This is a genomic window from Pandoraea aquatica (assembly GCF_902459565.1).
GTDB classification, from domain to species: Bacteria; Pseudomonadota; Gammaproteobacteria; order Burkholderiales; family Burkholderiaceae; genus Pandoraea; species Pandoraea aquatica.
Window position 1 is genome coordinate 468206 of record NZ_CABPSN010000001.1, and the last position, 23806, is coordinate 492011.

26 protein-coding genes are annotated in these 23806 nt (G+C 62.9%); 8 read left to right on the plus strand and 18 right to left on the minus strand.

Annotated elements, in window-relative coordinates:
- Window positions 1-56: 56 nt before the first annotated feature.
- The 4 genes from PAQ31011_RS01905 to PAQ31011_RS01920 all read left to right on the plus strand — a co-directional run bounded on the left by PAQ31011_RS01905 (window position 57) and on the right by PAQ31011_RS01920 (window position 3156).
- Window positions 57-824 (plus strand): ABC transporter ATP-binding protein, encoded by a 768-nt coding sequence (locus PAQ31011_RS01905; RefSeq protein WP_150574856.1) that lies wholly within the window; start codon window positions 57-59, stop codon window positions 822-824.
- A 59-nt stretch (window positions 825-883) separates the two neighbouring features.
- Window positions 884-2212 (plus strand): NAD(P)/FAD-dependent oxidoreductase, encoded by a 1329-nt coding sequence (locus PAQ31011_RS01910; RefSeq protein ID WP_150574227.1) that lies wholly within the window; start codon window positions 884-886, stop codon window positions 2210-2212.
- 139 nt (window positions 2213-2351) lie between these two features.
- The gene (locus PAQ31011_RS01915) at window positions 2352-2768 is read left to right on the plus strand and encodes a DUF4440 domain-containing protein (RefSeq protein ID WP_150574228.1); all 417 of its coding nucleotides are present in this window, start codon (window positions 2352-2354) and stop codon (window positions 2766-2768) included.
- A gap of 100 nt (window positions 2769-2868) precedes the next feature.
- Window positions 2869-3156, plus strand: coding sequence for a YciI family protein (locus PAQ31011_RS01920; protein WP_150574229.1), 288 nt, complete (start codon window positions 2869-2871; stop codon window positions 3154-3156).
- Between the two features lie 84 nt (window positions 3157-3240).
- On the opposite strand, the gene PAQ31011_RS01925 is transcribed toward PAQ31011_RS01920, so the two are convergent.
- Complete coding sequence (locus tag PAQ31011_RS01925; RefSeq protein ID WP_150574230.1) at window positions 3241-4074, minus strand: oxidoreductase; 834 nt, start codon at window positions 4072-4074, stop codon at window positions 3241-3243.
- A gap of 106 nt (window positions 4075-4180) precedes the next feature.
- Between PAQ31011_RS01925 and PAQ31011_RS01930 the strand changes: the two genes are divergently transcribed.
- Window positions 4181-5140 (plus strand): AraC family transcriptional regulator, encoded by a 960-nt coding sequence (locus tag PAQ31011_RS01930; RefSeq protein ID WP_246179289.1) that lies wholly within the window; start codon window positions 4181-4183, stop codon window positions 5138-5140.
- Window positions 5141-5185: 45 nt separating this feature from the next.
- Here PAQ31011_RS01930 and PAQ31011_RS26550 read toward each other — a convergent pair whose 3' ends face one another.
- From PAQ31011_RS26550 to PAQ31011_RS01960, 6 genes are all read right to left on the minus strand, one after another.
- Entirely contained in the window at window positions 5186-6640 is a 1455-nt protein-coding gene (locus PAQ31011_RS26550) for an eCIS core domain-containing protein (RefSeq protein ID WP_150574232.1), read from the minus strand.
- A 265-nt stretch (window positions 6641-6905) separates the two neighbouring features.
- A complete protein-coding gene (locus tag PAQ31011_RS01940; protein WP_039398243.1) occupies window positions 6906-7139 on the minus strand; it encodes a DUF4148 domain-containing protein in 234 nt (77 codons plus the stop codon).
- A gap of 197 nt (window positions 7140-7336) precedes the next feature.
- Entirely contained in the window at window positions 7337-8662 is a 1326-nt protein-coding gene (locus PAQ31011_RS01945) for an ATP-binding protein (RefSeq protein WP_150574857.1), read from the minus strand.
- A gap of 8 nt (window positions 8663-8670) precedes the next feature.
- Complete coding sequence (locus tag PAQ31011_RS01950) at window positions 8671-9411, minus strand: response regulator (protein ID WP_150574234.1); 741 nt, start codon at window positions 9409-9411, stop codon at window positions 8671-8673.
- Between the two features lie 8 nt (window positions 9412-9419).
- A complete protein-coding gene (locus PAQ31011_RS01955) occupies window positions 9420-9611 on the minus strand; it encodes a hypothetical protein (protein ID WP_150574235.1) in 192 nt (63 codons plus the stop codon).
- The gene (locus PAQ31011_RS01960; protein ID WP_150574236.1) at window positions 9608-9976 is read right to left on the minus strand and encodes a GFA family protein; all 369 of its coding nucleotides are present in this window, start codon (window positions 9974-9976) and stop codon (window positions 9608-9610) included. Before PAQ31011_RS01960 ends, PAQ31011_RS01955 begins: the two co-directional genes overlap by 4 nt.
- Window positions 9977-10207: 231 nt before the next feature.
- On the opposite strand from PAQ31011_RS01960, the gene PAQ31011_RS01965 reads away from it, so the two are divergent.
- Entirely contained in the window at window positions 10208-10738 is a 531-nt protein-coding gene (locus PAQ31011_RS01965; protein WP_150574237.1) for a thioredoxin family protein, read from the plus strand.
- Between the two features lie 89 nt (window positions 10739-10827).
- Entirely contained in the window at window positions 10828-11544 is a 717-nt protein-coding gene (locus PAQ31011_RS01970) for a hypothetical protein (protein ID WP_150574238.1), read from the plus strand.
- On the opposite strand, the gene PAQ31011_RS01975 is transcribed toward PAQ31011_RS01970, so the two are convergent.
- Both PAQ31011_RS01975 and PAQ31011_RS01980 read right to left on the minus strand, forming a co-directional pair.
- The gene (locus PAQ31011_RS01975; RefSeq protein ID WP_150574239.1) at window positions 11541-11984 is read right to left on the minus strand and encodes an Rrf2 family transcriptional regulator; all 444 of its coding nucleotides are present in this window, start codon (window positions 11982-11984) and stop codon (window positions 11541-11543) included. The two genes, PAQ31011_RS01970 and PAQ31011_RS01975, sit on opposite strands and share 4 nt — an antisense overlap.
- 12 nt (window positions 11985-11996) lie before the next feature.
- Window positions 11997-12683, minus strand: a complete 687-nt coding sequence (locus PAQ31011_RS01980; protein WP_150574240.1) for a class I SAM-dependent methyltransferase — start codon at window positions 12681-12683, stop codon at window positions 11997-11999.
- A gap of 222 nt (window positions 12684-12905) precedes the next feature.
- On the opposite strand from PAQ31011_RS01980, the gene PAQ31011_RS01985 reads away from it, so the two are divergent.
- Entirely contained in the window at window positions 12906-14516 is a 1611-nt protein-coding gene (locus tag PAQ31011_RS01985) for a hypothetical protein (protein WP_150574241.1), read from the plus strand.
- Window positions 14517-14620: 104 nt separating this feature from the next.
- On the opposite strand, the gene PAQ31011_RS01990 is transcribed toward PAQ31011_RS01985, so the two are convergent.
- The 9 genes from PAQ31011_RS01990 to PAQ31011_RS02030 all read right to left on the minus strand — a co-directional run bounded on the left by PAQ31011_RS01990 (window position 14621) and on the right by PAQ31011_RS02030 (window position 23675).
- Window positions 14621-16030: an amino acid permease gene (locus PAQ31011_RS01990; protein WP_150574242.1), complete on the minus strand. Its 1410-nt coding sequence runs from the start codon at window positions 16028-16030 to the stop codon at window positions 14621-14623.
- Window positions 16031-16081: 51 nt separating this feature from the next.
- Window positions 16082-17392, minus strand: a complete 1311-nt coding sequence (locus tag PAQ31011_RS01995; RefSeq protein ID WP_174989874.1) for a porin — start codon at window positions 17390-17392, stop codon at window positions 16082-16084.
- 48 nt (window positions 17393-17440) lie between these two features.
- Window positions 17441-18346 (minus strand): dihydrodipicolinate synthase family protein, encoded by a 906-nt coding sequence (locus tag PAQ31011_RS02000; protein WP_150574244.1) that lies wholly within the window; start codon window positions 18344-18346, stop codon window positions 17441-17443.
- An 86-nt stretch (window positions 18347-18432) separates the two neighbouring features.
- Window positions 18433-19389: an alpha/beta hydrolase gene (locus PAQ31011_RS02005; RefSeq protein WP_150574245.1), complete on the minus strand. Its 957-nt coding sequence runs from the start codon at window positions 19387-19389 to the stop codon at window positions 18433-18435.
- Complete coding sequence (locus PAQ31011_RS02010; protein ID WP_246179291.1) at window positions 19389-20249, minus strand: ABC transporter ATP-binding protein; 861 nt, start codon at window positions 20247-20249, stop codon at window positions 19389-19391. Before PAQ31011_RS02010 ends, PAQ31011_RS02005 begins: the two co-directional genes overlap by 1 nt.
- A complete protein-coding gene (locus PAQ31011_RS02015) occupies window positions 20246-20989 on the minus strand; it encodes an ABC transporter permease (RefSeq protein WP_150574246.1) in 744 nt (247 codons plus the stop codon). The genes PAQ31011_RS02010 and PAQ31011_RS02015 overlap by 4 nt, the downstream gene beginning before the upstream one ends.
- Window positions 20990-21018: 29 nt before the next feature.
- Window positions 21019-21576: a VOC family protein gene (locus PAQ31011_RS02020; RefSeq protein WP_150574247.1), complete on the minus strand. Its 558-nt coding sequence runs from the start codon at window positions 21574-21576 to the stop codon at window positions 21019-21021.
- Window positions 21577-21646: 70 nt separating this feature from the next.
- Window positions 21647-22681 carry an ABC transporter substrate-binding protein gene (locus tag PAQ31011_RS02025; protein WP_150574248.1) on the minus strand — a complete coding sequence of 345 codons (1035 nt, stop codon included), beginning with the start codon at window positions 22679-22681 and terminating at the stop codon, window positions 21647-21649.
- A 37-nt stretch (window positions 22682-22718) separates the two neighbouring features.
- Window positions 22719-23675, minus strand: coding sequence for a fumarylacetoacetate hydrolase family protein (locus tag PAQ31011_RS02030; protein WP_150574858.1), 957 nt, complete (start codon window positions 23673-23675; stop codon window positions 22719-22721).
- Window positions 23676-23806: the final 131 nt, after the last annotated feature.

The following is a 23806-nucleotide window of genomic DNA, read 5'->3' on the forward strand; positions in this document are numbered from 1 at the left end:
TCGATTCCCACGCCGGTGCACAAGCGGCGCATCACGGCAACGACTCGTCCAACACGATGATCGCCATCGAAGGCGTATCGAAGCGGTACGGCGACTTTCAGGCGCTGGAGCGCGTCGACATGGACATCGCCCGCGGCGAGTTTGTGGTGCTGCTCGGCGCGTCGGGCTGCGGTAAGTCGACGCTGCTCAACCTGATCACCGGGTTCGACGAGCCCACGACCGGCCGCATCCGCGTGAATGGCCGTGAAGTGAAAGGCATCGACCCGCATTGCGGCATGGTGTTCCAGCAGTACGCGCTGTTCCCCTGGCTGAGCGTGCTCGATAACGTGGCGTTCGGCCTGAAGATGAAAGGCATCGACCGCGCCACGCGTTACGCCACCGCACGACGCTATATCGATATGGTCGGCCTCAAGGGCTTTGAGGACCGCTATCCGAAAGCGCTCTCCGGCGGCATGCGTCAGCGCGTGTCGATTGCGCGCGTGCTAGCGAACGATCCGGACGTGATTCTGCTCGACGAGCCGTTCGCCGCGCTCGACGCCATGACGCGTCAGGTATTGCAGGAAGAGCTGCTTCAGATCTATCAGAAGAGCGGCAAGACCATCGTCTTCATCACCCACTCCATCGACGAAGCACTGATGCTTTCGACGCGCATGGTGATCATGAGCGCCCGTCCGGGTCGCGTGGCCTGCGATCTGACAAACGATCTCCCGATGCCGCGCGATGCACAGGTGCAGCTCTCGCCACGTTACAACGAACTCAAATCGCAAATCTGGAACACGGTGCAAACCGAAGTCATGCGCAGCCTGGAGAGTCAGGCGGCTTAAGTTCGGCATAACGCGTCACTCCCTCAGCAACGTTTCGCAAGCCCCGCAATTCAATCGTCATGTCCAATCAAGTCACTCGCTCCCGCGCTTCGCGGGGTACTTTCCCCGCCTATCAGGCGGGCGCTGGCTGGAACGCGCTGCTGCCGTCGCGCGTCGCCCACACGCAAGCGCCGGTCGCGCGCAGCTTCGACGTCATCGTCATCGGTGCGGGCTTCACCGGGCTGGCGGCAGCGCGTCGCGTGGCGGAACTCCGCCCGGATGCCACGGTGCTCGTGATCGACGCGACCACCGTCGGCAACGGGTCGGCGGGACGCAACTCGGGCTTTCTGATCAACCTGCCCCACAACACCGGCATGGGCGGACACGGCAGCCCGGTCGAGGTCGCCCGCAAGCAGATCCACCTGTACGACCTCGGTCTGAAATGGCTGCACGAACTCGTGACGACGTACGGCATCGATTGCGGATGGAACCCGGTCGGCAAGTATCATGCGGCCGCCACGCCCGATGGCGAGCAGCGTCTGCGCGATACGCTCGCGCAGTACCGCGAATGGGGGGTGACATACCGTGAGTTGTCGCGCGACGCCCTGCGCAGTGAGATCGGCACCGACTACTACGGCTACGGCTACCACTCGAACAACAACGTTTTCGTGCAGCCGGCCGCACTCGTGCGCGGACTCGCCGACAGCCTGCCCGCGAACGTTCGTCTCTGGGAAAACGAGCCGGTGATGTCGCTCGACGGCACCGGCCCGTTCACTGTGACGACGGCGACCACGCAACTGCGCGCCGGACAAGTGATCGTCGCCAATAACGGCTTCGCCAGCAAACTCGGCCTCGCACGCGATCGCGTCTTCACGATCTACACGTATGCGGCGATGACGCCCGCACTGTCCGCCGACGAACTCGCCAAGCTGGGACCCGCCGCCGAATGGGGTGTGATCCCGGCGAACCGTCTCGGGACGACATTGCGCAAAACACTCGGCGGCCGGTTCGTCGTGCGTAGCGCGTACTCGTACGAGAAGGAGCGTCCGCTGGGCGACGTCAACGCCATGCTCACCGACGCCTACCAGCGCCGCTATCCGCAGATGGCTTCGCACAAGTTCGAGCATGTGTGGGGCGGTGTGACGGCGCTCACCCGCAACGGCGCGCTGTATTTCGGCGAGGTCCGTCAGGGCTTGTTCGCCTCACTCGGATGTAATGGCGCAGGCGTGCTCAAGGGCAGCATGTTCGGCAAGCTGCTCGGTGAGATGGCTTGCGGCCAGCAGTCGCCCGAGTTGGCGGACGCGCTGGGCTTCGAGCGGCCGACGTGGCTGCCGCCCGAACCGATCCGACGCGTCGCCATCGTCTCCGCGATCCAGTATCAGAAGCACCGCGCGGGGCTGGAGCGCTAGGGCCGCACTTCTTTCGTCCGTCCCCCGGTCACAGCGATAGCGGCCGCGCAGCAAATCGGTGCGCGCCGCCTTAATGCGACGTGCAGTTCGGATGCGGCCTCGCTAAAATGTCCGGCTTCACGTTCGCGTCTGCCATGTCATGTCAAACCATCGTTCTCAGCTCTCGTCCGCATTGGCTCAGGAAGTCATCGACGCTCACATCGCCATCGAACAGTGGCTGGGTGGCCGCGCGGAGCCCTCGGCGCTCGAAACACTGCTGGCCCGATTCTCACCGGCGTTTTCAATGATCGCGCTCTCCGGGGCTCGTGTGAATCGCGCCGCGCTCGACGCGTTGTTCGGTCAGGGGCACGGCAAGCGGCCCGGACTGCAAATCGTCGTCGACGAGGTCGACACGATTGCGCAGTGGCCGACGGGTGGTGTCGTGGGGTATCGCGAAACGCAAACCGACGATGAAGGCTGCACGACGGTGCGTCGCTCCACCGCGGTGCTGGAGCGCGAGGCAGACGGACACATCGTGTGGCGTCATCTGCACGAAACGCCTGTCACCGGCAGTTGACCTGCGTGGCGCGGCGACCGTCTGGCTCGCGCGCCCACAGGTGAATTGCTACACTGCCCATCAAGCGGCAATCGCCGTGTTTTCCTGATGGGGCACCCTGATGTACATCGTCGAACTGACCTACATTCAACCGCTGAGCGCCATCGATGCGCAGTTGCAGGCGCATCGTGCGTTTCTCTCCACGCAGTACGAGCGCGGGATCTTCATCGCCTCAGGCCCGAAGGAGCCGCGTAACGGTGGCATCTTCATCGTCTCCGGCAAGGTTTCGCGTGATGAACTCGACGCGCTCATCGAGCAAGACCCGTTCCGTATTCATGGCCTTGCCGACTATCGCGTCACTGTCTTCGATCCGGTCAAGTTCCACCCGCAGATCGCCGATCTGATCTGAGCGGTTTGCACGACCGGCCCGCGCTTTCGCCACGCTCCGAAGCGTGTTCGTCACGCGAGCCGGTTGACGTCCCGCTGTCACCACTCAACCATCCGTCGAGACCGTGACCGTCTCCCACTGGCTGAACTCGTACTCCAACGCCGTGAGATTTTCGCGCACGAGTTTAAGCGCGTCGCTACCGAGCAATAGGTGCGCGGGCGGATGTGCGGAGTCGATGGCGGCGAGCATGGCGCGCGCTGCCTTCACCGGGTCGCCAAGTTGCTTCCCACTCTTCTCCTCGCGAGCGCGACGCACCGGATCGAAGCTTGCGTCGTAGTCCGGAATCGAGCGCGGCGTACGGGCCATCGAGCGCCCCGCCCAATCCGTTCGGAACGACCCGGGCGCGACGGCCGTCACGGCAATGCCGAACGGCTTGACCTCTTTGCCCAGACTCGACGAAATCCCCTCCAGCGCGAACTTGCTGCCGCAGTAGTAGGCGATGCCCGGCATGGTGATGTGCCCGCCCATCGACGTGATGTTCAGAATGTGGCCGCGACGGCGCTCACGCATGAACGGCAGCACCGCCTTCATCATCGCCACCGCGCCGAAGACGTTGACGTCGAACTGACGGCGCATCTCGGACAGCGGGGACTCTTCCATAATGCCTTCGTGCCCGTAACCGGCATTGTTGATCAGCGCATCGATCGGACCGACGTTGGCTTCGATCTCCGCCACGACACCCCCGATCGCATCGAAGTCGGTGACATCGAGCAGGCGACCGAACGCCGATGACGGCGCAAGCGATTCGAAGTCGCGCTTTGCCTGCTCGCTTCGTACCGTTCCGACCACTTTGTGACCCGCTGCAAGCGCCTCTTGTGCCAGCGCGCGACCAAAGCCGCTGCTCACGCCCGTAATGAGCAAGATCTTTCCTGATGACATCGTTGCCTCTCCCAAACGTTAAACGATGGGTGCATACTAGTCTCATTGAAAACGACGTTTAAGTCGAAATTCGCTGATTTTCTTGCCTAAAACTATGAAACCCAAGATGCCTTCGCAGAAGCCATCGTCGGTGGCCACCGACGTGCGCTCGCGCACAATTGCGCTGTTGCGCGACCTCGCGCCTGCCGAGGGCTACAACCTGACGGCACTGCCCAGCGTCCGTATCCTGCGCTCTGACCGGGCGCTGTCACGCACGCCGGTCCTGTACGACCCGGGCATCGTGATCGTGTGTCAGGGGCGAAAGCGGGGATATTTCGGGGAGCAGTTGTACCAGTACGACGAAGACCACTATCTCGCGGTCTCGGTCCCCGTCCCCTTTAGCATGGAGACGGATGCGACGCGCGAACGGCCACTGCTCGCGCTCTATCTGCATCTGGACTTCACACTGGCCGCAGAACTGGCGTCGCAGATCGACCGGGAAGGGATTGCCGCCCATGAAGCCGCACCGCAAAGCATGATGTCCACGCCGATGGACGGGCGGATGCAAACGTCCGTGCTCCGATTTCTAGAAGCGATGCGCGACCCGCTCGAAGCTGCCGTCCTCGGACACGGTCTGCTGCGTGAACTCTACTTCCGGGTACTCACAGGTGCACAAGGTGGCGCGATGCGCGAGGCGCTTTCGATGCGGGGCCAGTTCGGCCGGATCGGCCGTTCGCTACGTCTGATTCATGCCGGTTATGCTCAACCGCTCGACGTGACGCAACTGGCCGACGAGGCAGGCATGAGCGTGCCGAGCTTCCACAGTCATTTCAAGACGATCACGCAGGTCTCGCCGATGCAGTACGTCAAATCGACACGCCTGCACCAGGCAAGGCTGTTGATGGTGCGTCAGGACCTGACAGCCGAAGCGGCAAGCCACGCCGTGGGCTATACCAGCCCGTCTCAATTCAGCCGGGAATTCAAACGACTATTCGGTCTGACACCCGCCGCCGAAACGAAACGCATGCGCGAGAGCTTTGCGATTCCGGAAGCGTTCGCCGGTGCGATATACGTGTCGTCTCACTGACGCATGTGGGTGCCATCGATGTCCCCACGCCGCAGTCGCAAGGGGCTACTCGCCGTGCGACGTCCAGCTCGTATTGGGATAGCCAGCGTTGTGCCAACCCTCGAAAGCCTCGTCCTTTGACGATTTACCCGGATGGTAATGGCCGCTTTCGTTGTCGAGCATGACCTCGTTCGCCTTTGATACAGCCAGCGGCTGACGATCGGCGTCGAGCTCTGCGAGTTGCCCGCTCCATTCTTCGATCTGCTCCAGCCCGGTCCTGTACGCCTGCACGTCTGCCTTTTCTTGCCCGGTGACATCGGGTTGTCTGGCCACATCCTCCAACGACATGTCCGGATATCGACCGCTCACGGCTAATGCAGCGACCTGATGCTGGTCTCTCAAAGCCGTAAATCGGACGATCTTCTCCTGATAATCCACCGCGTTTCCGTAGTTAATATTGGCCTGCGAGCGCCTGACGTGAGCGTGCCCTGCAGCCTTCACCGATTCATTGCCCGCGACAATAGCGTGTTTGATCGGTCCGGCATTGCTGCCGATTCTCAGCACGCTGTTCTTATCGTAGGTGTACAGGACGTTACCCTCGTGAAGCAGGGCATTAAAGGCCGCGCTGGTGGCAGTGCTGTAGGTAATGATGGTGCCGCTGGCGTAGGCGGATACTGCCGCCTGTTGCTGCTGAAGTTGAAGCTGAAATGCATGAAAGGTCGCCAGTTCGTTGGCGTAATTTGCCTTTTGCGAATTCTCGTAAATGGTTGGCTTGCTCGCCAGATAGCCCCCGATGCCGCCCACCACGGCACCGACGGCACCACCTATCGCAGTGCCGATCACGGGGACTACACTGCCGATGGCGGCGCCAGCCAGTCCGAGCGCGGTCGCACCGCCCAGCGTCCCCACCGTGTTCTTGAGCTTCGTCTTCTGAATGGTCACCGAGTTGGCGGCCACCACCCTACGACCGCGGCCATAGTCGACGCCATCCGCACGGCGCTGTACCAGCGCGTCGCCATGTTTCAACGCTTCTTCGCCCATCGTATCGGCCTCGCCTTCGAGACCGACGTCGTCGTTCACCGGCACTTCGCCTTTCATCTGTGCCGTGGCTTGGACACGCCCCTGCGCTTGCTGCACCACATGCCAGGCTTCGTGAGGTAAATGTCGTTCCTGCCCCGGTGCGAGGTGAATCTCGCTACCCTGCGCATACGCATGCGCCTGAAGCTGCGCGGGTCTGGACGAGTTGTAGTGCACGCGAACGTGACTCATGTCCATGCCGGAGAGTGATTCGATCCCTGCTTTGAGCGACGTAGGGAGACCGGTCTGGTTGCCCCGTATCTGATCCGCGAGGGCTTTGTGCTGCGCGTGGCGAGGGCTGCCTTGCGCAATCGCGTTCAGTTGTAGCGGCGGCGGACGGTGGTCCGCGATGTGGGCAGAACCGAGGCCAACGTCGTTCCCTTTGCGCACCTTGTCCGCATGTGCTTTGGCCTGCTTCGCTACCGGAATACGTTCGTGACTCATTGGGAACACCCTTGAGGAAGACGTCCGACTCTTCTGGAAACTTCACGCTTCGGCAAATGCCTGTCGCCAACTACGTTCGACCACCGACGTTCGCGATTCTACCTCCTGAACGTTAATGTGCCGATCTCCCCGGTCACCCTCTCGCCCAATGTGAAACGGGCTGAGATCTGCATGAGGCAGAACCCAGCCCGTTTCAGGCGAACAAGCCGCTCGACAATGCCGGGCACTTGTACCCGGCATCGCCTATTGATGCACTTCAGGCACCTCATGCGCCCTTGTACAGCGTCATGTTCAGGTGGTCGATCTGGCCCGAGGCTTCGGCACTCTTCAACTGCGCCTGCACTTGTGCCGTGCTGAGCGTCGGACCGTTGTCCGGCGTCCAGTGCGCGGCGGACAGGGAATTGCCGGTGCTCGTCAGGATTTCATCCGTGCCAGCAGCGTAAGCAACGCCAGCGGTGCCGAGGGTAGCGAGCGAAACAGCGATCAGAAGGGCTTTCATGGTGTAACTCCAAAGGATGTAGGTCATTAACAGTTAAGTAACGCGCGGTGTGGTGTGACTGCGCCGCCGTTGAAACCATTAGACCCATTGGAGGTATCTGGGATTTGTCCGCTGCGGTGTCGAGTGCAATCGTAAGTACCTGCGACACCGTCAGACACACTGCGATACAAAGTCGCCACCTAAGTCATCGTTCAGGCTCACGCCTTGAGCGATAACCGCGCCTCCAACCCGCCGCCCTCGCGATTGCGCAACGTGAGCGTCGCGTCCATCGCCTGCGCAAGCTGACGTGCAATGGCCAGCCCCAGCCCCGTGCCGCCGGTATGCCGGTTGCGCGACGTCTCCACGCGCACGAACGGCGCGAAGACCGCCTCCAGCATGTCCTCTGGAATGCCGGGACCGCGATCGGTGACGATCACGTCGATCCCCCCGGCACGTCGCGCCACGTCGAGATGCGCCTCACTGCCGTACTTGAGCGCGTTGTCCACGAGGTTGCCCACGATGCGGCGCAACGCCTGCGGACGCGTCACGATCGGCTGTCCCACCTGCCCCGTCAGTGTGACGGGCGACCCCGCATCGACGTAATCGCAGACAAGACTGTCGAGCAGCGAATCGAGGTCCACCTTGCAAGGGGCTTCCGAAGCACCGTGCAGCGTTCGGGCGTACGTCACCCCCTCCTTCACCAGCGACTCCATCTCCTTCAGATCCTGCTGGAGACGCACCGCCGAGGTTTCGTCGTCCATCGTGTCGACGCGCAGACGCATGCGCGTAATCGGTGTCTGCAAATCGTGGGAGATGGCCGCGAGAATCTGCATGCGCTCGGTCATGTAACCGCCGATGCGATCCTGCATCGCGTTGAACGCCCGCGCCGCGCGCGCCACCTCCGACGGACCGTCCTCGCTCAATCGCTCCGCACGCAAATCAGGCCCGAGCGTATCGGCCGCCTTCGCGAGTGCGTTCAACGGGCGCGTCGCCACTCGCACCGCCAGCCAGCAGCACCCGGCAATCAACACCAGTTGCAGGACCAGAATCGCGGGCAGCCAGCCTGAGAGCGGCAAGGTCGGCGTGGGGAAGACGTCGATAGTCAACGGCGAGCCGTCGCTCAGACGCAGATGCGCCTGAAGCTGATCCGGGTCGCCGGGCACGCTATTGACGGTCACGGGATACGACACCCCGATGGCATCTTCGATGACGCGTGCGACCTGCGCGGCCGCGCCTGCGTCGGGCTTACCGCCGGTCGCACCGGTGCCGAGTTCGAAGCGATAGCTGCGGCGCGCGAGACGCGGCAACCACTGCGCGCGCTCGGCGGCTGGCAGATGATCGAGCAACGCGACAGAACTGGCGACTTCGCTCTCGATGTACACGCTCATCATGTTCGACGTCACACGATTGCGCTCGGTCATGGTGAGCCAGAACGAGAGCGCCTGCGCGAGCGCCAGACCGACGAACAGGATGAGCGCGAGCCGCGCGAACAGCGAGCGCGGCCAGTGCCATTGGATCGCCCCGGGTGCGGGGCCTTGTGTCATGGTGGTAGTCATTCAGGCGCGCCGACGACGGTCACTGCCGCGCAGAACACATAGCCTTCATTGCGCAGCGTCTTGATGTAACGAGGCTCACGTGCGCCGTCGCGCAACCGCTGGCGCAACCGGCTGATGAGCAGATCGATGGACCGGTCGAAGGCGTCGGCCTGTCTGCCCTGTGTGAGATTGAGCAACTGATCGCGCGTGAGCACGCGTTGCGGATGATCGAGCAATACACGCAGCAGACGATACTCCGCGCCGCTGAGCGCGACCTGTGTGCCGTCGGTATCGAGTAAGTGACGCGCCGTCGTGTCGAGCTGCCATTCGCCGAAGCCCAGAATCTCGGCCGTCTCCGTGACTTGCATGCCCGGCGGCAACATGCGCGTACGGCGCAGCACCGACTTGATACGTGCCAGCAACTCACGCACGGCGAACGGCTTGGCAAGGTAATCGTCCGCGCCCATTTCCAGGCCGACGATCCGGTCCGTCTCTTCGCTGCGTGCCGTGAGCATCAGCACCGGCACCGCCTTGAACTTGCCCGCGCGAAGTTCGCGGCACAGCACGAGGCCGTCGTCGCCGGGCAGCATCAGGTCGAGGACGATGAGATCGGGCGCGCCGTCGGCCAGCACGGTGCGCATCTCACGTCCATTGGCGGCCACGCTCACGCGCATGCCGTTCTTTTCCAGGTATTCAGCGAGCAACTCCCGAATCCCGCGATCGTCGTCGACGATCAGCACATGATCGATTTTTTCCATGTGAACGATTATAGCGACGAGCCCTCACACTCACGACCGGCACCGACGCCCGTCAGATCGGGGGTTTTGCGACGTCGCGCGCGCTCCGTCTCAGGCATCGAACGACGGCTTGCTGGCGCGAGATCGCATTGCAACGGATGGACGACCTCGGTACTGAGACCGCCCGCCAGAAATGCCAGCAGGCTAAGCAGGCGCCTCATGCGTCCTCCACCACGGAGTGTTTTTGACCGTCGGACACCGAGTACTCCAGCGCATACGGATCCACGCCTTCCAGACAGCCGATGTTCGCGCGCCACATCCCCGGCATCATGCGTGACGCATGGAACGGGTAAATGCCGCAGTGCTTGCAGAAGTAGTGTTGCGCCTGGCGAGTGTTGAACTGATAAAGGGTCAGATCGTCCTTGCCGGACAGAATACGCAGATTCGCTTCGGGAAACGGCGGCGTCATCAGTGCGCCCTTGCGGCGGCACAAGCTGCAATTGCAGCGGGCGGCCGGCTCGACCGGCGTAACAACTTCAAATCGGACGGCCCCGCAATGGCAGGAACCTTGCAACGTTTCAGACATGGATCAACTCCCGGAGTCAGTCCGCGCCGGCGGCACGGTCGTTGAGAGCTTTATAGCGCAATCGGCCCTCGCCCCCTATCCCCGTTTGTATCTCAATGTATCTGGACCCCACCCCGATACACGTTATTGCCGAAATGCTGCATTTTGCACACATGGCAGATACGCGCGGACAGTCAAATACGGCTACCGACTCACCAAAACCGTTGCACTGTTCCCAGGAGAAGAACTGCCATGTTGACGCTACTCAGAAGTGCCTTCGTCGCCCTCGCCCTCAGCGGCCTGACCGCTTGCGCGCCGTCGCAGGCCCGGCCGCTCTCAGGGGGCACCGCGCCCGAATTCACCGGCATCGATAACTGGATCAACAGCCAGCCGCTCACGCTGTCGCAACTGCGCGGCAAGGTCGTGCTGGTCGATTTCTGGACGTACTCGTGCATCAACTGTATCCACACGACACCATATGTGAAGCAGTGGTACGAAAAGTACAAGGACAAGGGGCTGGTCGTGGTCGGGGTGCACACACCGGAGTACGCCTATGAGCGCGACACCAAGAACGTGCAGGACGCGGTACGCCGTGCAGGCATCACGTACCCGGTCGCACAGGACAACCGCTATGCGACGTGGAAGGCCTACGACAACCTCTACTGGCCCGCGTTCTATCTCGTCGACAAGTCGGGCAAGATTGTCTACACGCACTTCGGCGAAGGCGACTACGACAAGACGGAAGCGGCTATCAAGGCGCAACTCGCAGCGCAGCCGTCGTAAATCGGTCGCAAAAGAGCCAAATCCATAAGCGCAAACCCTTCCGTGGCGAGAGAGTAGACAGCTCTCGCCACATTCTTTTGGAGGGTTGTATGCACGGAATTCAGGGGGCGTTCCCCACCAACATCGTCGCCATTCGCGATAGCGCGGACGACGTTGCTATCAAAACACTATCCATCACGCTAAAGGACGCGATCGAAGCGCGGCCTTCGCCCGGCGAGCCTTGGACGCCACACGACGCCGCGTGGAATGCACTCACGGAACTCGACAGGCGTGCAAAGCCGCTCGCCCCAACCGAGACCCGCAACTTCGCAGACAGCATTCGGCAATGGCTGAACGAGGTTCCAAGATTCTCACCAGACGTCCTGCTGCTGGACCGAATTCTCGATAACGCCCTCGGCAATACGCAAAGACCGCTGAAGCAGTATCTCGGGGAAAAAGCCTTCGAAAGTCTGGAATTGCCGCGCCTGAACGTGCTTGAGCCGGGCGAAGTCGAACCGAACTCACGAACATTCGATAGCGTGCTGCCGTCACTCGCATTGGGCGTCCATGAATACGGACCGTTCGGACGCACGTTGCTTTGGCATGGCGCACGTCATTTGCTCGCTGGCCCGTCCGGCGACGCGTCCGAATCGAGGGTCGAAGCCTTGCAAAAGGTGATGTTCTCGTTTCCCAACAAGTCGCATCTCGGGGATTCGGAGGTGCCGACAATCCAAGAATTCGTGGCTGAACTAGATTTGCTGGACAGCCGCGAGGGCATCTACGAGGGCACCCACTTCGATGCCGGGCTCCCCCCAATCATCGTTTAATTCGCTGTCGCCTCATGCTGTGCGCACAGCACATCGAAGTTCTGCGCCAGATCGGCGAGCGACACGGCGCCGAGCCTCGCGATAAGGATCGCTTCCGCTTCACGCAACGCCCCGTCGAGCGCCGCATTCACTGCGCGCTCGACAGCGCATTCTGGGTTATCGCTCTCCACGCCGATGGCGAAGATGTTCGGGCCACCCACCGCGCGGTGGATATCGAGCAGCGTCACCTTGTGCAAATCGCAGGCGATCGTCCAGCCGCCCCCATGTCCTTTATCCGAGCGAACGTATCCCGCATCACGCAACCCAGCCATCGTGCGACGGACCACGACCGGATTGGTGCGCAGCATTTGCGCAAGTTGCTCGGAGGTAAACGGGGCGTCGTGCCGCGCCATATGCAGCAACACGTGGAGCATGCGTGAGAGTCGGCTGTCGCTTCTCATCGTCGCCTCCGCTCACAGCGCCTGACGCGCAAACCACGCGTGAATCAAGCCGCTCTGGAAGAAGCGCACCGGCTCGTCGAAACCGCCTTCCCAGATGATGTCGTCCATCGCCTCCGGCGGCACAACAGCCACCAGCGTCCCATAGATGGCCTTCGCGCGATCACGCGCCTCGGGTGACACCGACATCATGCTGAACCAGACCTCCAGCAGGCGTCGCCCTGCCTCGGACGTCATGTCGCACGCCAGATCCGCACTCGCGAGATAGCCGCCCGGTTTCAGCCGGTCGGCAATCGCACGGAAGAATGCCCGCCGCTCAGTCGGGTCCGTCACGAACTGGGAGACGAGGATCGACGTCGCGCCATCGAACGGTTCGCTCTCGGGCAATGCGTCGAGAAATCCCTGATGGAAGACGCACCGCGACGCAATGCCCTGCGCCTCGGCTTTGCCGCGGAAGACCTCCAGCATCGGCCCCGACGGCTCGACCGCCGTGAAGCGCCAGCCCGGATGGCGCTCTGCAAGATACAGAATCTCAGCGCCCGTGCCCGCGCCGACACACAAGACGTTCGCCTCCGACGGCAGCGGCGCGAAAACGTTATCGAGCACCATTTGCAGCGCGTCGCGCAAAGGCGTCATCGCGCTCCAGGTCTGGTCGTACGTGGCCGCGTGCTGGTCGAACATCGCGATGGTGTCTTGTTGCATGGCCGGCTCCACATTCATGTAACTTTTGATGTTTCATCATGCCATGGGAGATGCGACGGATGCAAGCGCCTTGTGCGACAAGGCTGCGCCGAGACCGCCACCCGGGCCCATGCAATTTGAGGGGTACCGCTAAATATTGGCGACTTCGGGTCGTTAATGCATAGGATTGGCCTGATTTCCTTACCGGGCCTTACCAGAACCCTTTCGACGACACGCCCCCCGATGACGTCTATCAACACAGCAACGAACCTGATTCCTCTGACGACGAGCGACATTGCCTCGCGGGCCGCCAGCCCAAGCGCGGTGTCCAGCACGGGTGCCGCTGGATCCGGCGCTTCGGCCGTCGCCGAATCCACCCGCGTCACGCTCACGCAGACCCCGCCGGTCGCTAACTGGCCGACGTACACCCAGCCGGTCGCCAACGGTGCCGCGCTGAACTGGCGGCAGTTGCCCTCGGACGCGATCTCGCTGCTGATGTCCGGCAACCTGTCGACGACTTCGCTCGGTAATCGCCTCGATCAGCTCGGATCGAAATTGATGTCCGCCATCGCGACGGGTGCTACGTCGTTCTCGCAAAGCGTGGTGCGCTCAACGTCTGCCACGCCCGCCACCGACGCCGACCTCGCATTGCAACAGTTCAAGCTGCAAACGAGCGCCGACAATCAGTTCGCGCTGACGGTCACGACCGCGAGTGGCGCTCAGGTCAACGTCAAGTTGGGCAGTAGCGACGACGGCCTGTCCGTCGAGTTTTCCGTCACGAAAGGTACGCTGACCGACGCCGAACGCGATCAGCTCGGCAAGCTGGGCGACGCTTTCCAGAACGCCGTTAACGGCCTCGCCAAGCAGCCACCGGTCGTGGACTTCAGCGCACTCACAGGCTTCGACACCTCGGTGCTCACGTCGGTGGATCTGTCGGCGACGCTTAACGCCAACGGCACCACGCCGCAGAACTTCGTGTTCCATGCGGACGCCACGCAACGCTCGATGCATGTCGACGGAGCAAGCGGCAAGTTCGACGTCAACGTCGACCTGAAGAACCTGCAAGCCATCGGCAGCCCGAAGGCGCAAGCCGCCGCACTCGACGCCTGGCTCGGCCGCTTCGACACGGCGCAGGCGCGAGGCAACGGCGATAAGTCGCTCATGAACATGTTCAAGGCCGCATTCACCGGTCTGAACAGCCATTACCCGCCCGCGCCCACCCTGCCGCGCATCACGCTTAGCAACGCGGACAAAGCCACGCTGAGCGGTCTGGCAGACTTCAGCGCCTCGTTGTCGCAAACCAAGACATCGCCGAACCCAATGCGTCCGTCGGAAGTCGACGGCTTCGATTACCAGATCTCGCAGAGCACCCAGATCGGCGGCACCGACACGCTGAACCGCAAGATTGCGCAGCAAACGCAGGCCTCGCTGACGGCGAGCTATCACCGCTCGCTCTGGGCTGGGGTGCCGTTGCAACTGACGAGCGATCCGAAGTCGCAGAACTACGAATATGTGAAGGTGCAGGATTCGGCGTCGAGCAATGTCGACGTGAGCTATCGCGACGGCCTGCTCGCCCACGCTCAGGTGAGCCGTTCGGCCAGCCAGAAGACGCAAGTGCAACGCTATGAGATGGCCAAGCTGGTGAGCGATGTCACCACGCCGCTGTCGGCGTCGAGCACGTCCGATCTGATGACGTTGCTTCAGTCCATCATGCAAAACGATGCGGCGCATGCGGCGCGTCCGTCCGGCAGCGATACCGGCGATACCGGCGATAACGCAGCTACGGAAGCCGTACGCAAGCGCACTGCGCTGGAGATCGATCCACTCCAGCTGGACGGCGCACATAAGGCATAAGCCCGTCAGTCGCTCCGCCGTCTCCACCCTCGCTTGACGCCGCGCTGCTGTCCACAGCGCGGCGCGATCCTTCCTGACGCTTTCCTAATACTTTCCCGGCGGCCTCAGTGGCTCTGCTCGCGCGCCGTGACGGCGGCAGCGCCGTCACGCTGGCGGTACCAGACGGCATACACCACCGACAACGCAATGACGAACGGCACGCCGTAGACCAGCGTCATGCGGAACTCGTCGGTGAAGTAGGTCGTGACGAGCGTTGCCAGCATCAGCAATGCGCCCGCCAGACTGGCGTACGGATACCCCCACATGCGGAAGCTCAGCGATTTCGCGTCGTGCGCACGGCGGAAGAACAGGTGCGTGACGAAGATCATCAGCCACGTGAACATCGCGCCGAACATCGAGACCGACATCATCAGCGTGAACGATGCCTGCGGCGCGAGCACGTTGAGCGCCACGGCCAGCGCAATGCCGATGGTCGAGAGCATGAGCGCGGCGACCGGCACACCGTTGCGGCTGACTTCACCGAAGCGGCGCGGTGCGTAACCCGCACGCGAGAGCGAGAACATCATGCGCGTCGTGATGTAGAGCTGGCTGTTCATCGCGGAGAGTGCCGCGACCAGAATCACCAGATTGATCACGCCCGCTGCGCCCGGAATATGCGTCGCGGCCATCACCTTCACGAACGGGCTGCCGTCCTCACCTGCGGCGTTCCACGGCACGATGGCGAGCGTCAGCGCCAGCGTGAGCAGATAGAAGAACACCAGACGGAACATCGTCGCGCGGAAGGCTCGCGTGATCGCACGCTGCGGGTCCTGTGCCTCGCCCGCCGCCACGGCAATCATCTCGATGCTCAGATAGCTGAAGATCGACACGATCACCGCCACCCACATGCCCCACGCCCCCTTCGGGAAGAAGCCGCCGTGCGACGTGTAGTTCGCCAGTCCAATGCCGCTTTCCGCCGGGGCGCGGAACACGATGTACGCGCCGAGGATCAGGAACGCGACGATGGCCACGATCTTGAGCATCGAGAACGCATACTCGACGGCGCCAAACACCTTGACGCTCGCGGCATTGATCGCAATGAGGCCAACCGAGAAGCCGACGATCCAGTACCAGCCCGGCACGGCCGGAAACCAGTACTTCATGTAGACGGCAATCGCCGTGACTTCCGTGCCGACGGCAAAGACAATCGACGACCAGTAGCCGTAGCGCACCAGAAACCCGGCCAGCGGCCCGATGTAGTGCTCGGCATATGCGCCGAACGAGCCGGACGTCGGATGCGCCACGGTCATCTCCGCGAGGCAGCCCATGAGCAGCAGCGCAATCGCACCGCCAATGGCATAGCTCAGCAGGACGCTCGGCCCGGCAAAGCCGATGGCGAACGCGCTGCCCAGAAAGAGGCCAGTGCCGATGGCACCGCCAATCGCAATCATCGATAGCTGCCCGCTGGTGAGGCCGCGGTGCAGTCCCTTTTCTCGCTCGACAATGCTGTCGAAGCCCGGTTGTGTCGTACTCAAGATCGTCTCCTATCTTCCTTGCGTTACTTCGCTATTGCGGTATTGAAATGACTAAAAAGTGTGTTCGATGCCGAAGCCGATGCCCCGGTAGTGCGCCCCTGGCGGCGCGGCACCGCCATTGGTGGCGCTAAAGTTCGGACGTGGCGAGAAGCCATAGCTGCCCCACGCCCGGTTGATGACCTGGTAATAGGCGAGGTAGACGTCGGTGCGTTTCGAGAAGTCGTAGCGATAGCCGAGGTTCATTTGCGTCGCGCCGAGGTCAGCGGTGCTGCACATCGCACCGCCCACGCGCGAGCACGAGCCGTTCATGGCATAGCCGCCACCGAGCCAGACCGAATGGCGGCCACCACCGAAGAAGTGCTGGACCATCGCGTAGACGGCGTCGCGTCGGTAGTGGTTGAGGTTGCCGCTGGTGCCGTCGTCCGTGCGATAGGTCAGCCGGTCCCAGCCCGCCACCCACTTTGTGTTGGCGTACGTGAAGACGACCAGCACTTTGTGCCCGTCGTCGCGAGAGCCCGTGGCACGTGAGCCGGCGTTGGACGGATTTGCACTCGCCGGTGCGCCGAGCCACGCGAGACCGAAGTAGTCCTTGTGCATCTCGTACGCGTAACGCACGCGCAACGGACCGTTCACGTACTCCAGCCCGGCACCGAAGACCTGTGGCGAAATGCTGCCTGCCGGTGTCGACACGCTGCCGTTCGACAGCGAGTACGAGAACCGCATTTGCAGCCCGTACCACTCGGGTGTCCAGTACTGAAGGCTGTTGCCCTGACGCCGGTTGAACGTCGCATCGGATGCGTTGTTGACGCGCCCCGATTGCGTCGTCGTATTCGGCACGTTGAAGCCGGGATTGCTCAGGATCGTGCTGAGGTCGCCCGTGTAGGGATTACGCACCGGCGAGCCGACAGAGAGCGTCGACCATTGATACGGCGTATCCCAGTTGCCCATAAACGCCGTGCCGAACGGCCCCTTCAGCCCGACGTTCGAGTTGCGCCCGCCGATGGAGCCCGTAGCTTTGCCGTCGATGGAGACCGGCGTTTCGATCTGCCAGATCGCGGAATAGCCGTCGCCGAGATCTTCCTTGCCTCGCATACCGAAGTACGAAATGCTCGAGAGCATGCGTGTGCCGCTCAACTCGGGCACGTTGATCGCGCCTGCGGGCGCTTGCGTCGGACGCGGCGCGGAGGCCGGCACCTGACGTCCGCTCACGCTGACCCAGTCCGTCATCGGCGTGAGATGTCCATAGATCTGCACCTGCGCCTGCGACATCTCGCAAGCGCCGAATCCGACGGCCATCGCCAGCACCGCACCGGGCATGCGCGCGCCAGCGCGCGCAGACCCCGAACGTGCCGTATGACTCATGTTCCGTCGACGTGAGAACCAATACCGCAACGCGCCGCGCATCGTCGCTTAACCCGGCAACGCGAAACCACAAGCGGCCAACTGCGCAAGCAGCCGCTCGTGTTGCTCATCCGACAACGGCGTGAGCGGCGGACGCACGCGCGACCACGAGGGGTCGTCGCGATGCGACGCCAGCACCGCCTTGAGCGCCGGAATCATGGGGTACGACTGCACGATGCTGCGCACGGCGTCCGCTTGCGCCTGAAGCGCTGCGCCCCCGTCACCCGCCCACTCACGGCACAACCGTCCGATGATTTGCGGATTGACGTTGACCGTCGCCGAAATGCACCCCTTCGCGCCTTTGGCCGACGCGCGCGACACGAGCGACTCGGACGCCGGGAAGATGCCGAAGCCGGAGAAGGCGTCGAGCATGGCGTTCAGGTTGTTCCAGTCGCCCGAGCTGTCCTTGATGCCGACAACCGTTTGCGGAAAGTCGCGAATCAGCCGCTCGATCACCGGCAGCGTGATCGGCACGCCCGACAGCGCGGGGATGTGATACAGGTACAGCCGCAGACGCGCATCGGCCACTTGCCCGATCACGCGGGCGTAGTAGTCGTACAGACCGCCGTCCGAGATGCCCTTGTAGAAGAACGGCGGCAGCATCAGCACACCAGCGCAGCCGCGCTCGACCGCATGACGCGTGAGCGCCACCGTTTCCGGCAACGAGCAGCAACCGGTGCCCGGCAGCATGCGGCGCGTGTCGAGACCGTTGTCGACGAGCAGGTCGAGCAACGCCATGCGCTCGCTGAGTCCGAGCGAGTTCGCTTCGCTATTCGTGCCGAACGGCGCGAGACCGACACCTTGCGAGAGCAACCATTCGCAATGCGCGAGAAAACGGGGGGCATCCGGCGTCAGATCCGCGTGAAACGGCGTGACGACGGGCGCAAACGCCCCGGTCAATTCGTGATCGACCATGACAGTTCCTAAGAGAGAGGGAGAGAGTTGCGGCGCTGCCGTCGCCGAACGTCCCCGTTCAGCGATTCAGGCAGGCACGGACCGCATCAGGGCGATGGGTTGATTTCGTGCAGGAATTGCAGAATTTCGCGGCCGAGCGAATCGTCGCCCGTGTCGAGATGCGCAACGACCGACGTGTGGTTGTGGTCGTGCACTTGAATGAAGCGCGGCGCGTGCGCATCGCGCTTGGCGAGCCGATGACAGAATTCGAGCGCGTAAGTGTCGAGATGGGGATTCTCGAACTCGGCAACGACCGTCATCACCGGCACCGGCATGGCATCGACGTGCGCCATCGGCGCGTCCGCTTCATAACGCGCCGCGTCCTCGCCGTAGTAAGCGATGACGCCCGGCGCGTTCGGATTGTCCGGCAATACGTCGGCACGCAGCCGCGCGCTGATCAGCACGGCCCCTGCCACTTCAGGTGCCGCCGGACGAACACGCGGATCGCACAGATAGCTGGCGACGTGCGAGCCGCCCGCCGAATGTCCGATCAACAGGATGCGGGACAAGTCCGCGCCGCCCTCGCCTGCGTAACCGGCGATGTGCTCGCGGACCCATCGCATCGCCAGCGCAACGTCCTGCGCGCCGCCCGGGAACGTGGCTTCCGGTGCGAGCCGATATTCCACGTTGACGGCCACGCAGCCGTGACGCGCGAAGTAGCGCGGCACGTTGCCGTAGATCTGCGTGTTGGCGTTCATGTCACCGCGCACGAACCCGCCGCCATGAACGAACACCACGACGGGTGCGGGGGCACGCGTCGGTCCGTCCGGTGCTGTTGATGCTGTTGGACGGTAGACGTCGAGCCGGTGCCGCGTATGCGGGCCGTAGGCTATATCCCGCACGACGGTGAAGTCTTCCGTCGACGCCTTCGCCAGCAACGGCGTGTAGGTGTCGAGCACAGCGCGGCGTCCGGCGGCGATATCGTCGGTCCACGAGGGACCGAGCACCCGCATGAGCGCACGCGCGACTTCCCACTCGGCGGCGGCTGACGTCTGTCCGTCCATCAATAGACCCCCATCAACTGCGAAAGCTGTGCGATGTACCCGGCGTAGCGCGGATGCTGCTTGATCGTCTGCGGCGAGCGCGGACGCGGCAGATCGATCACCACTTCCTGCTCGACCTTGCCCGGACGCGCCGACATCACGATCACGCGATCCGACAGGAACACCGCTTCCTCGATGCTGTGCGTGACGAGCAACACCGTCTGCCGATGCTCCTGCCAGATGCGCAGCAACTCGACGTTCAGGTTGTCGCGGGTGAGCGCGTCGAGCGCACCGAACGGCTCGTCCATGAGCAGCACTTTGGGTTCGAGCGCCAGAATCTGGCCGATGGACGCGCGCTGACGCATACCACCGGACAGCTCATGCGGATGGTGGTCGGCGAACTGCGCGAGTCCCAGCATCTCCAGCAGCGCCGCCACGCGCGGCTCGCTCTTCTCCTTCGGAATCTTGCGCAGGCTGGTGCCGAGCAACAGGTTCTGACGCACTGTGAGCCACGGCAGCATGTTGCTCGTCTGGAAGACGACGCCGATCTCGGGCACCGGACGCGACACGCGCTGACCGGCCACACGCACTTCGCCGCCGTCGTGCGCCACCAACCCCGCCACGATGCGCAGCAGCGTGCTTTTGCCACAGCCGCTCGTGCCGAGGATCGACACGAACTCCTGGTCCGCGATGGAGAGCGACACGTCGTCGAGAATCTTCACCGGCGCAGTCTTGCGGTTCTTCGCCGGAAAGGTCTTGTCGATGTGGCGCACTTCGATCATGGCGTCCGACGTCTGGGGGGCCGCAGACGGCGCTTCAGCAGCGCGCGTCGAATGCAACGGCGTCACGATAGTCGCCTTCGAATTAGTCAGACCGCTCATACGTTGATCCCCCGCCACCAGACAAACCGCGCCAGCCGTTCGATGGCCCAATACAGCACCACCGCCAGCAACGTCACCATGAGAATCGCCGCGAACATCACGTCGGTGCGTGCGGCAGCCGATGCGAACACGATCAGATGCCCCAGCCCTTCTTCCGACCCGATGAACTCACCGACGATGGCGCCGATGACCGCGAGCGGCATGGCGATCTTGAGACCGTCGGCAAACGCAGGCAGCGCCGCCGGGAGGTACAAGCGCCAGAACGTGTCCCACGGGCTTGCCCCCAGCGCACGGAAGTGCTCGTCGAGATTGCGGGCAACGGACGCGAGACCGCCCATCGTCGCCACCACGACAGGGAAGAAGGCGAACAGGAACGTCGACGCCAGCTTCGACCCGAAGCCATAGCCGAACCACACGATCATGAGCGGTGCGAGCGCGATCTTCGGCATGCTCTGCAATGCGGTGACGAGCGGGTACAGCGTGCGGCGCGCGAACGCGCTGTAGCTGATGACCACACCGATCACGAGTCCGCCAACGACGGCCGCGACGAACCCTGTCAGCACTTCGACGGTCGTCACCCAGGTGTCCGCCAGCATCTGCGGATGCACTTCCCACGCGGCGCGAAAGATGGCCGAGGGCGGCGGCATCAGGTACGACTGCACCTTGAAGTACGTCACGGCCATTTCCCACAGGGCGAGCAACACGCCCCAGAATACGATCGTCTGTGCGATGCGTTTCATTCGAATGTCTCCTCCGGATGGGCGAGGCCTTAAGCCTTGCCGCCCGACTTCTCCTTGACCATCCCCGGCGGGGGCGGCACGACGAAACGCTCGAAGCGGAACCGGTCGAAGCTCTCGATGTTGCGCTCCCACACCTTCGCCTCGTAGGGATGCTCGGCGTCGATCTGCGTCATCTCGCAATACAGCTCGACGTTGTTGCCGTCCGGATCCTTGAACACAAGGAAGTAATTCGCGCCGGGGCCGTGGCGACCGATGCCGCGCACGATCTCGACCTCGTGCGCACGCAGCACTTCCACCGCCTTCTCCATCTCTTCGACGCTGTCGACCAGATACGAGAAGTGCTCCATGCCGGGACGGCCGTAGCGCGGCAGATCGTCGATATCGGGCGAGTTTTTCGGAATCTGCGAGAGCGCCAGATCGTGGTGATCGCTGCCCGCACGCAGGAACACCATCTGGTCGTCAATCCAGTCGGAGACCGTGAGGCCGAGCACTTCGGTATAGAACTTCACCGACTTCTGAATATCGCGCACGACCAGCACCAGATGGCCGAGACGCTTCGGATTGAGTTTGGGTTTGGGGCTTGTCATCTCCACTCCTTGCATTGCAACAGTTCAACCATTCGCGTGGGATCTCGATCGGATTCCCAGCAACCGGGAATCACTCGACGAACTGATTGGTATAGATGTCGGTGGCTTTGAGCGTCGGCGCGAGATTGAAGGCATCGCGCACGAACTTCGCGGTGGACTCCATACGCGGCACCGGCAGCCAGCCCGGCTTGTGACCCTTCGTCTCGCTATCGGTCTCCAGCACGCCGATCTGGCGAATCTGTTCGACCATGACCTGCTTGTCGAGCATCGGGTACTGCGAGACGATCACACCGGCGGACTCATCCGGGTGCTCGCGCATCCAGGCATAGCCCCGGTAGGTCGCCTGCACAAAGCGACGCACCACGTCCGGCTTCTGCGCGATCATCGTTTCGGTCGTGACGATGCCGTTGCCGACCATGTCCAGCCCGAAATCTCGGTAGCGCAGCGAACCGATCTCGCGGCCCTGCTTCGACGCCAGTGACTTGAGCACCGGCAGATTCGCGCCTTCCCAGCATTCGGTCAGATCCACACGCCCTTGCAGGAACGAAGGATTGATCGTCGACGGATCGAGACGGAGCAGCTTCACGGCGGTGGGCGGCAGGCCATTCGCCTTGAGCCACGCCGGCACGATGTTCTGCAACGGCGACGCGCCGCCACCACCCATCGACATGCCTTTCAGGTCGGCGGGTTTGGTGATGGTGCGTCCGGGCTTCGCGAGGTAGCAGATCGCGCCGGGCCAGACCGCGTTGATCGAACCGACCATGCGAGTCTTGCCGCCCTGTGCGCGATTGAGCATGACGCTGATCGGATCGCCGTAGCCGAATTCGAACAGACCCTGATCGACTTCATTGACGGTGCGTTGCCCGCCGTGACCGACGATGGCCGACACCTCCAGCCCCGCCTCGCGGTAATAGCCCTTGTTGATCGCGACGAGCACGCCGCCGGTACTGCCCTGCGGCAGCCATGAGAGGTTGAACTTGACCTTGTCCTGTGCGGCGACCGGCGTCGCCCACAACGCGCCTGCGCCGACAATCCCTGCCGTGCCGATCGTGCTGGCACATGCGAGCGCCGTCCACCAGCGCCGGGTCCACTGCCACTGCTGCATTGCTGCCTCCTCCTGACCGCCACATGAGCGGTCTTTCTTATTTGCGTTGTGCCACGACGCGGTTCTCGATGGCGCCGATGCCCTCGATACCCGCCACCATCACGTCACCCGCCTTGAGATACACGCCACGCCCCATACCCACGCCGGTCGGCGTGCCCGTGGCGATCAGATCGCCGGGCTTGAGCGTGAGGATTTCCGACAGGTAAGCGATCTGCTCCGCAATGTTGAAGATCATTCCTGCCGTCGTGTCGTCCTGCATCGACTCGCCGTTGACCGACAGCGTCATGCGCAGGTTCTGGGGATCGCGAATGACGTCGCGCGGCACAAACCACGGCCCCAGAGGAGCGAAGGTATCGAAACTCTTGCCGCGAAACCAGTCGTGCGTGAACGGATAGTCGGTGCGACGATTCAAATCCCGCGCGCTCACGTCGTTGATGACGGTGTAACCGGCGATCCATTCATGCGCCCGTTCGACCGGCACGTGACGGCCCGGACGGCCGATCACCACGGCCAGTTCGACCTCCCAGTCGACGCGCTCGGCATGCGGCGGCAGGACCACGTCGGTGCCCGTCGCGGTCACGCTTGTCTCGGCCTTCATGAACATGTACGGCGAGCTTTCGCTGCGCGGCGCGAGCTTGGTGCCCATTTCCGCCGCGTGTTCGTAGAAGTTGGACGCCGTGGCAAAGATGCGGCCCGGCTGATACGGCACGCACAGGCGGTAGCTGTCGGTGGCCAGCGCGCCCACCTTGGCCGGAACGCCCGCGTCCAGCGCACGACGCACAGCGGCCGACACGGCTTCGCCATGCACGTACCAGTCCGAGAGCAACGCCGTCAGGTCCTGCGCCGACGCGAGGCCGTCTTCTGCACCCGCGCCCATGTGGCGCAGCACCGCTTCGAGGTCATACAGACGACCGTGCTGCACCAGTGCCGTACGACGCGCGGCCACGGCGCCCGGCGCCAGCGATTCATAAGTTGCCAATCCAAACCAGGTCACACCTTCCTCCTTGTCTTCCATCGGTAACCGATCTCGTTTTCACGCATCGGTTGTCTTTTTGATTGCTATGTTGAAACACAATACATAGCATATGTATACATAGCAACTGATTTGTATTTTATTTTTCAATC

Bases quoted from the DNA above. Each gene is read 5' to 3' on its own strand.
- PAQ31011_RS02020 (WP_150574247.1), bottom strand. From the start codon at position 21,576: ATGACAAGCCCCAAACCCAAACTCAATCCGAAGCGTCTCGGCCATCTG.
- PAQ31011_RS01940 (WP_039398243.1), bottom strand. From the start codon at position 7,139: ATGAAAGCCCTTCTGATCGCTGTTTCGCTCGCTACCCTCGGCACCGCT.
- PAQ31011_RS01950 (WP_150574234.1), bottom strand. From the start codon at position 9,411: ATGGAAAAAATCGATCATGTGCTGATCGTCGACGACGATCGCGGGATT.
- PAQ31011_RS01975 (WP_150574239.1), bottom strand. From the start codon at position 11,984: ATGAGAAGCGACAGCCGACTCTCACGCATGCTCCACGTGTTGCTGCAT.
- PAQ31011_RS01910 (WP_150574227.1), top strand. From the start codon at position 884: ATGTCCAATCAAGTCACTCGCTCCCGCGCTTCGCGGGGTACTTTCCCC.
- PAQ31011_RS01965 (WP_150574237.1), top strand. From the start codon at position 10,208: ATGTTGACGCTACTCAGAAGTGCCTTCGTCGCCCTCGCCCTCAGCGGC.
- PAQ31011_RS01995 (WP_174989874.1), bottom strand. From the start codon at position 17,392: ATGAGTCATACGGCACGTTCGGGGTCTGCGCGCGCTGGCGCGCGCATG.
- PAQ31011_RS01920 (WP_150574229.1), top strand. From the start codon at position 2,869: ATGTACATCGTCGAACTGACCTACATTCAACCGCTGAGCGCCATCGAT.
- PAQ31011_RS01985 (WP_150574241.1), top strand. From the start codon at position 12,906: ATGACGTCTATCAACACAGCAACGAACCTGATTCCTCTGACGACGAGC.
- PAQ31011_RS01960 (WP_150574236.1), bottom strand. From the start codon at position 9,976: ATGTCTGAAACGTTGCAAGGTTCCTGCCATTGCGGGGCCGTCCGATTT.
- PAQ31011_RS02015 (WP_150574246.1), bottom strand. From the start codon at position 20,989: ATGAAACGCATCGCACAGACGATCGTATTCTGGGGCGTGTTGCTCGCC.
- PAQ31011_RS02010 (WP_246179291.1), bottom strand. From the start codon at position 20,249: ATGAGCGGTCTGACTAATTCGAAGGCGACTATCGTGACGCCGTTGCAT.
- PAQ31011_RS01905 (WP_150574856.1), top strand. From the start codon at position 57: ATGATCGCCATCGAAGGCGTATCGAAGCGGTACGGCGACTTTCAGGCG.
- PAQ31011_RS01970 (WP_150574238.1), top strand. From the start codon at position 10,828: ATGCACGGAATTCAGGGGGCGTTCCCCACCAACATCGTCGCCATTCGC.
- PAQ31011_RS01915 (WP_150574228.1), top strand. From the start codon at position 2,352: ATGTCAAACCATCGTTCTCAGCTCTCGTCCGCATTGGCTCAGGAAGTC.
- PAQ31011_RS26550 (WP_150574232.1), bottom strand. From the start codon at position 6,640: ATGAGTCACGAACGTATTCCGGTAGCGAAGCAGGCCAAAGCACATGCG.
- PAQ31011_RS02025 (WP_150574248.1), bottom strand. From the start codon at position 22,681: ATGCAGCAGTGGCAGTGGACCCGGCGCTGGTGGACGGCGCTCGCATGT.
- PAQ31011_RS01980 (WP_150574240.1), bottom strand. From the start codon at position 12,683: ATGCAACAAGACACCATCGCGATGTTCGACCAGCACGCGGCCACGTAC.
- PAQ31011_RS01955 (WP_150574235.1), bottom strand. From the start codon at position 9,611: ATGAGGCGCCTGCTTAGCCTGCTGGCATTTCTGGCGGGCGGTCTCAGT.
- PAQ31011_RS01945 (WP_150574857.1), bottom strand. From the start codon at position 8,662: ATGACACAAGGCCCCGCACCCGGGGCGATCCAATGGCACTGGCCGCGC.
- PAQ31011_RS02005 (WP_150574245.1), bottom strand. From the start codon at position 19,389: ATGGACGGACAGACGTCAGCCGCCGCCGAGTGGGAAGTCGCGCGTGCG.
- PAQ31011_RS02000 (WP_150574244.1), bottom strand. From the start codon at position 18,346: ATGGTCGATCACGAATTGACCGGGGCGTTTGCGCCCGTCGTCACGCCG.
- PAQ31011_RS01930 (WP_246179289.1), top strand. From the start codon at position 4,181: ATGCCTTCGCAGAAGCCATCGTCGGTGGCCACCGACGTGCGCTCGCGC.
- PAQ31011_RS01925 (WP_150574230.1), bottom strand. From the start codon at position 4,074: ATGTCATCAGGAAAGATCTTGCTCATTACGGGCGTGAGCAGCGGCTTT.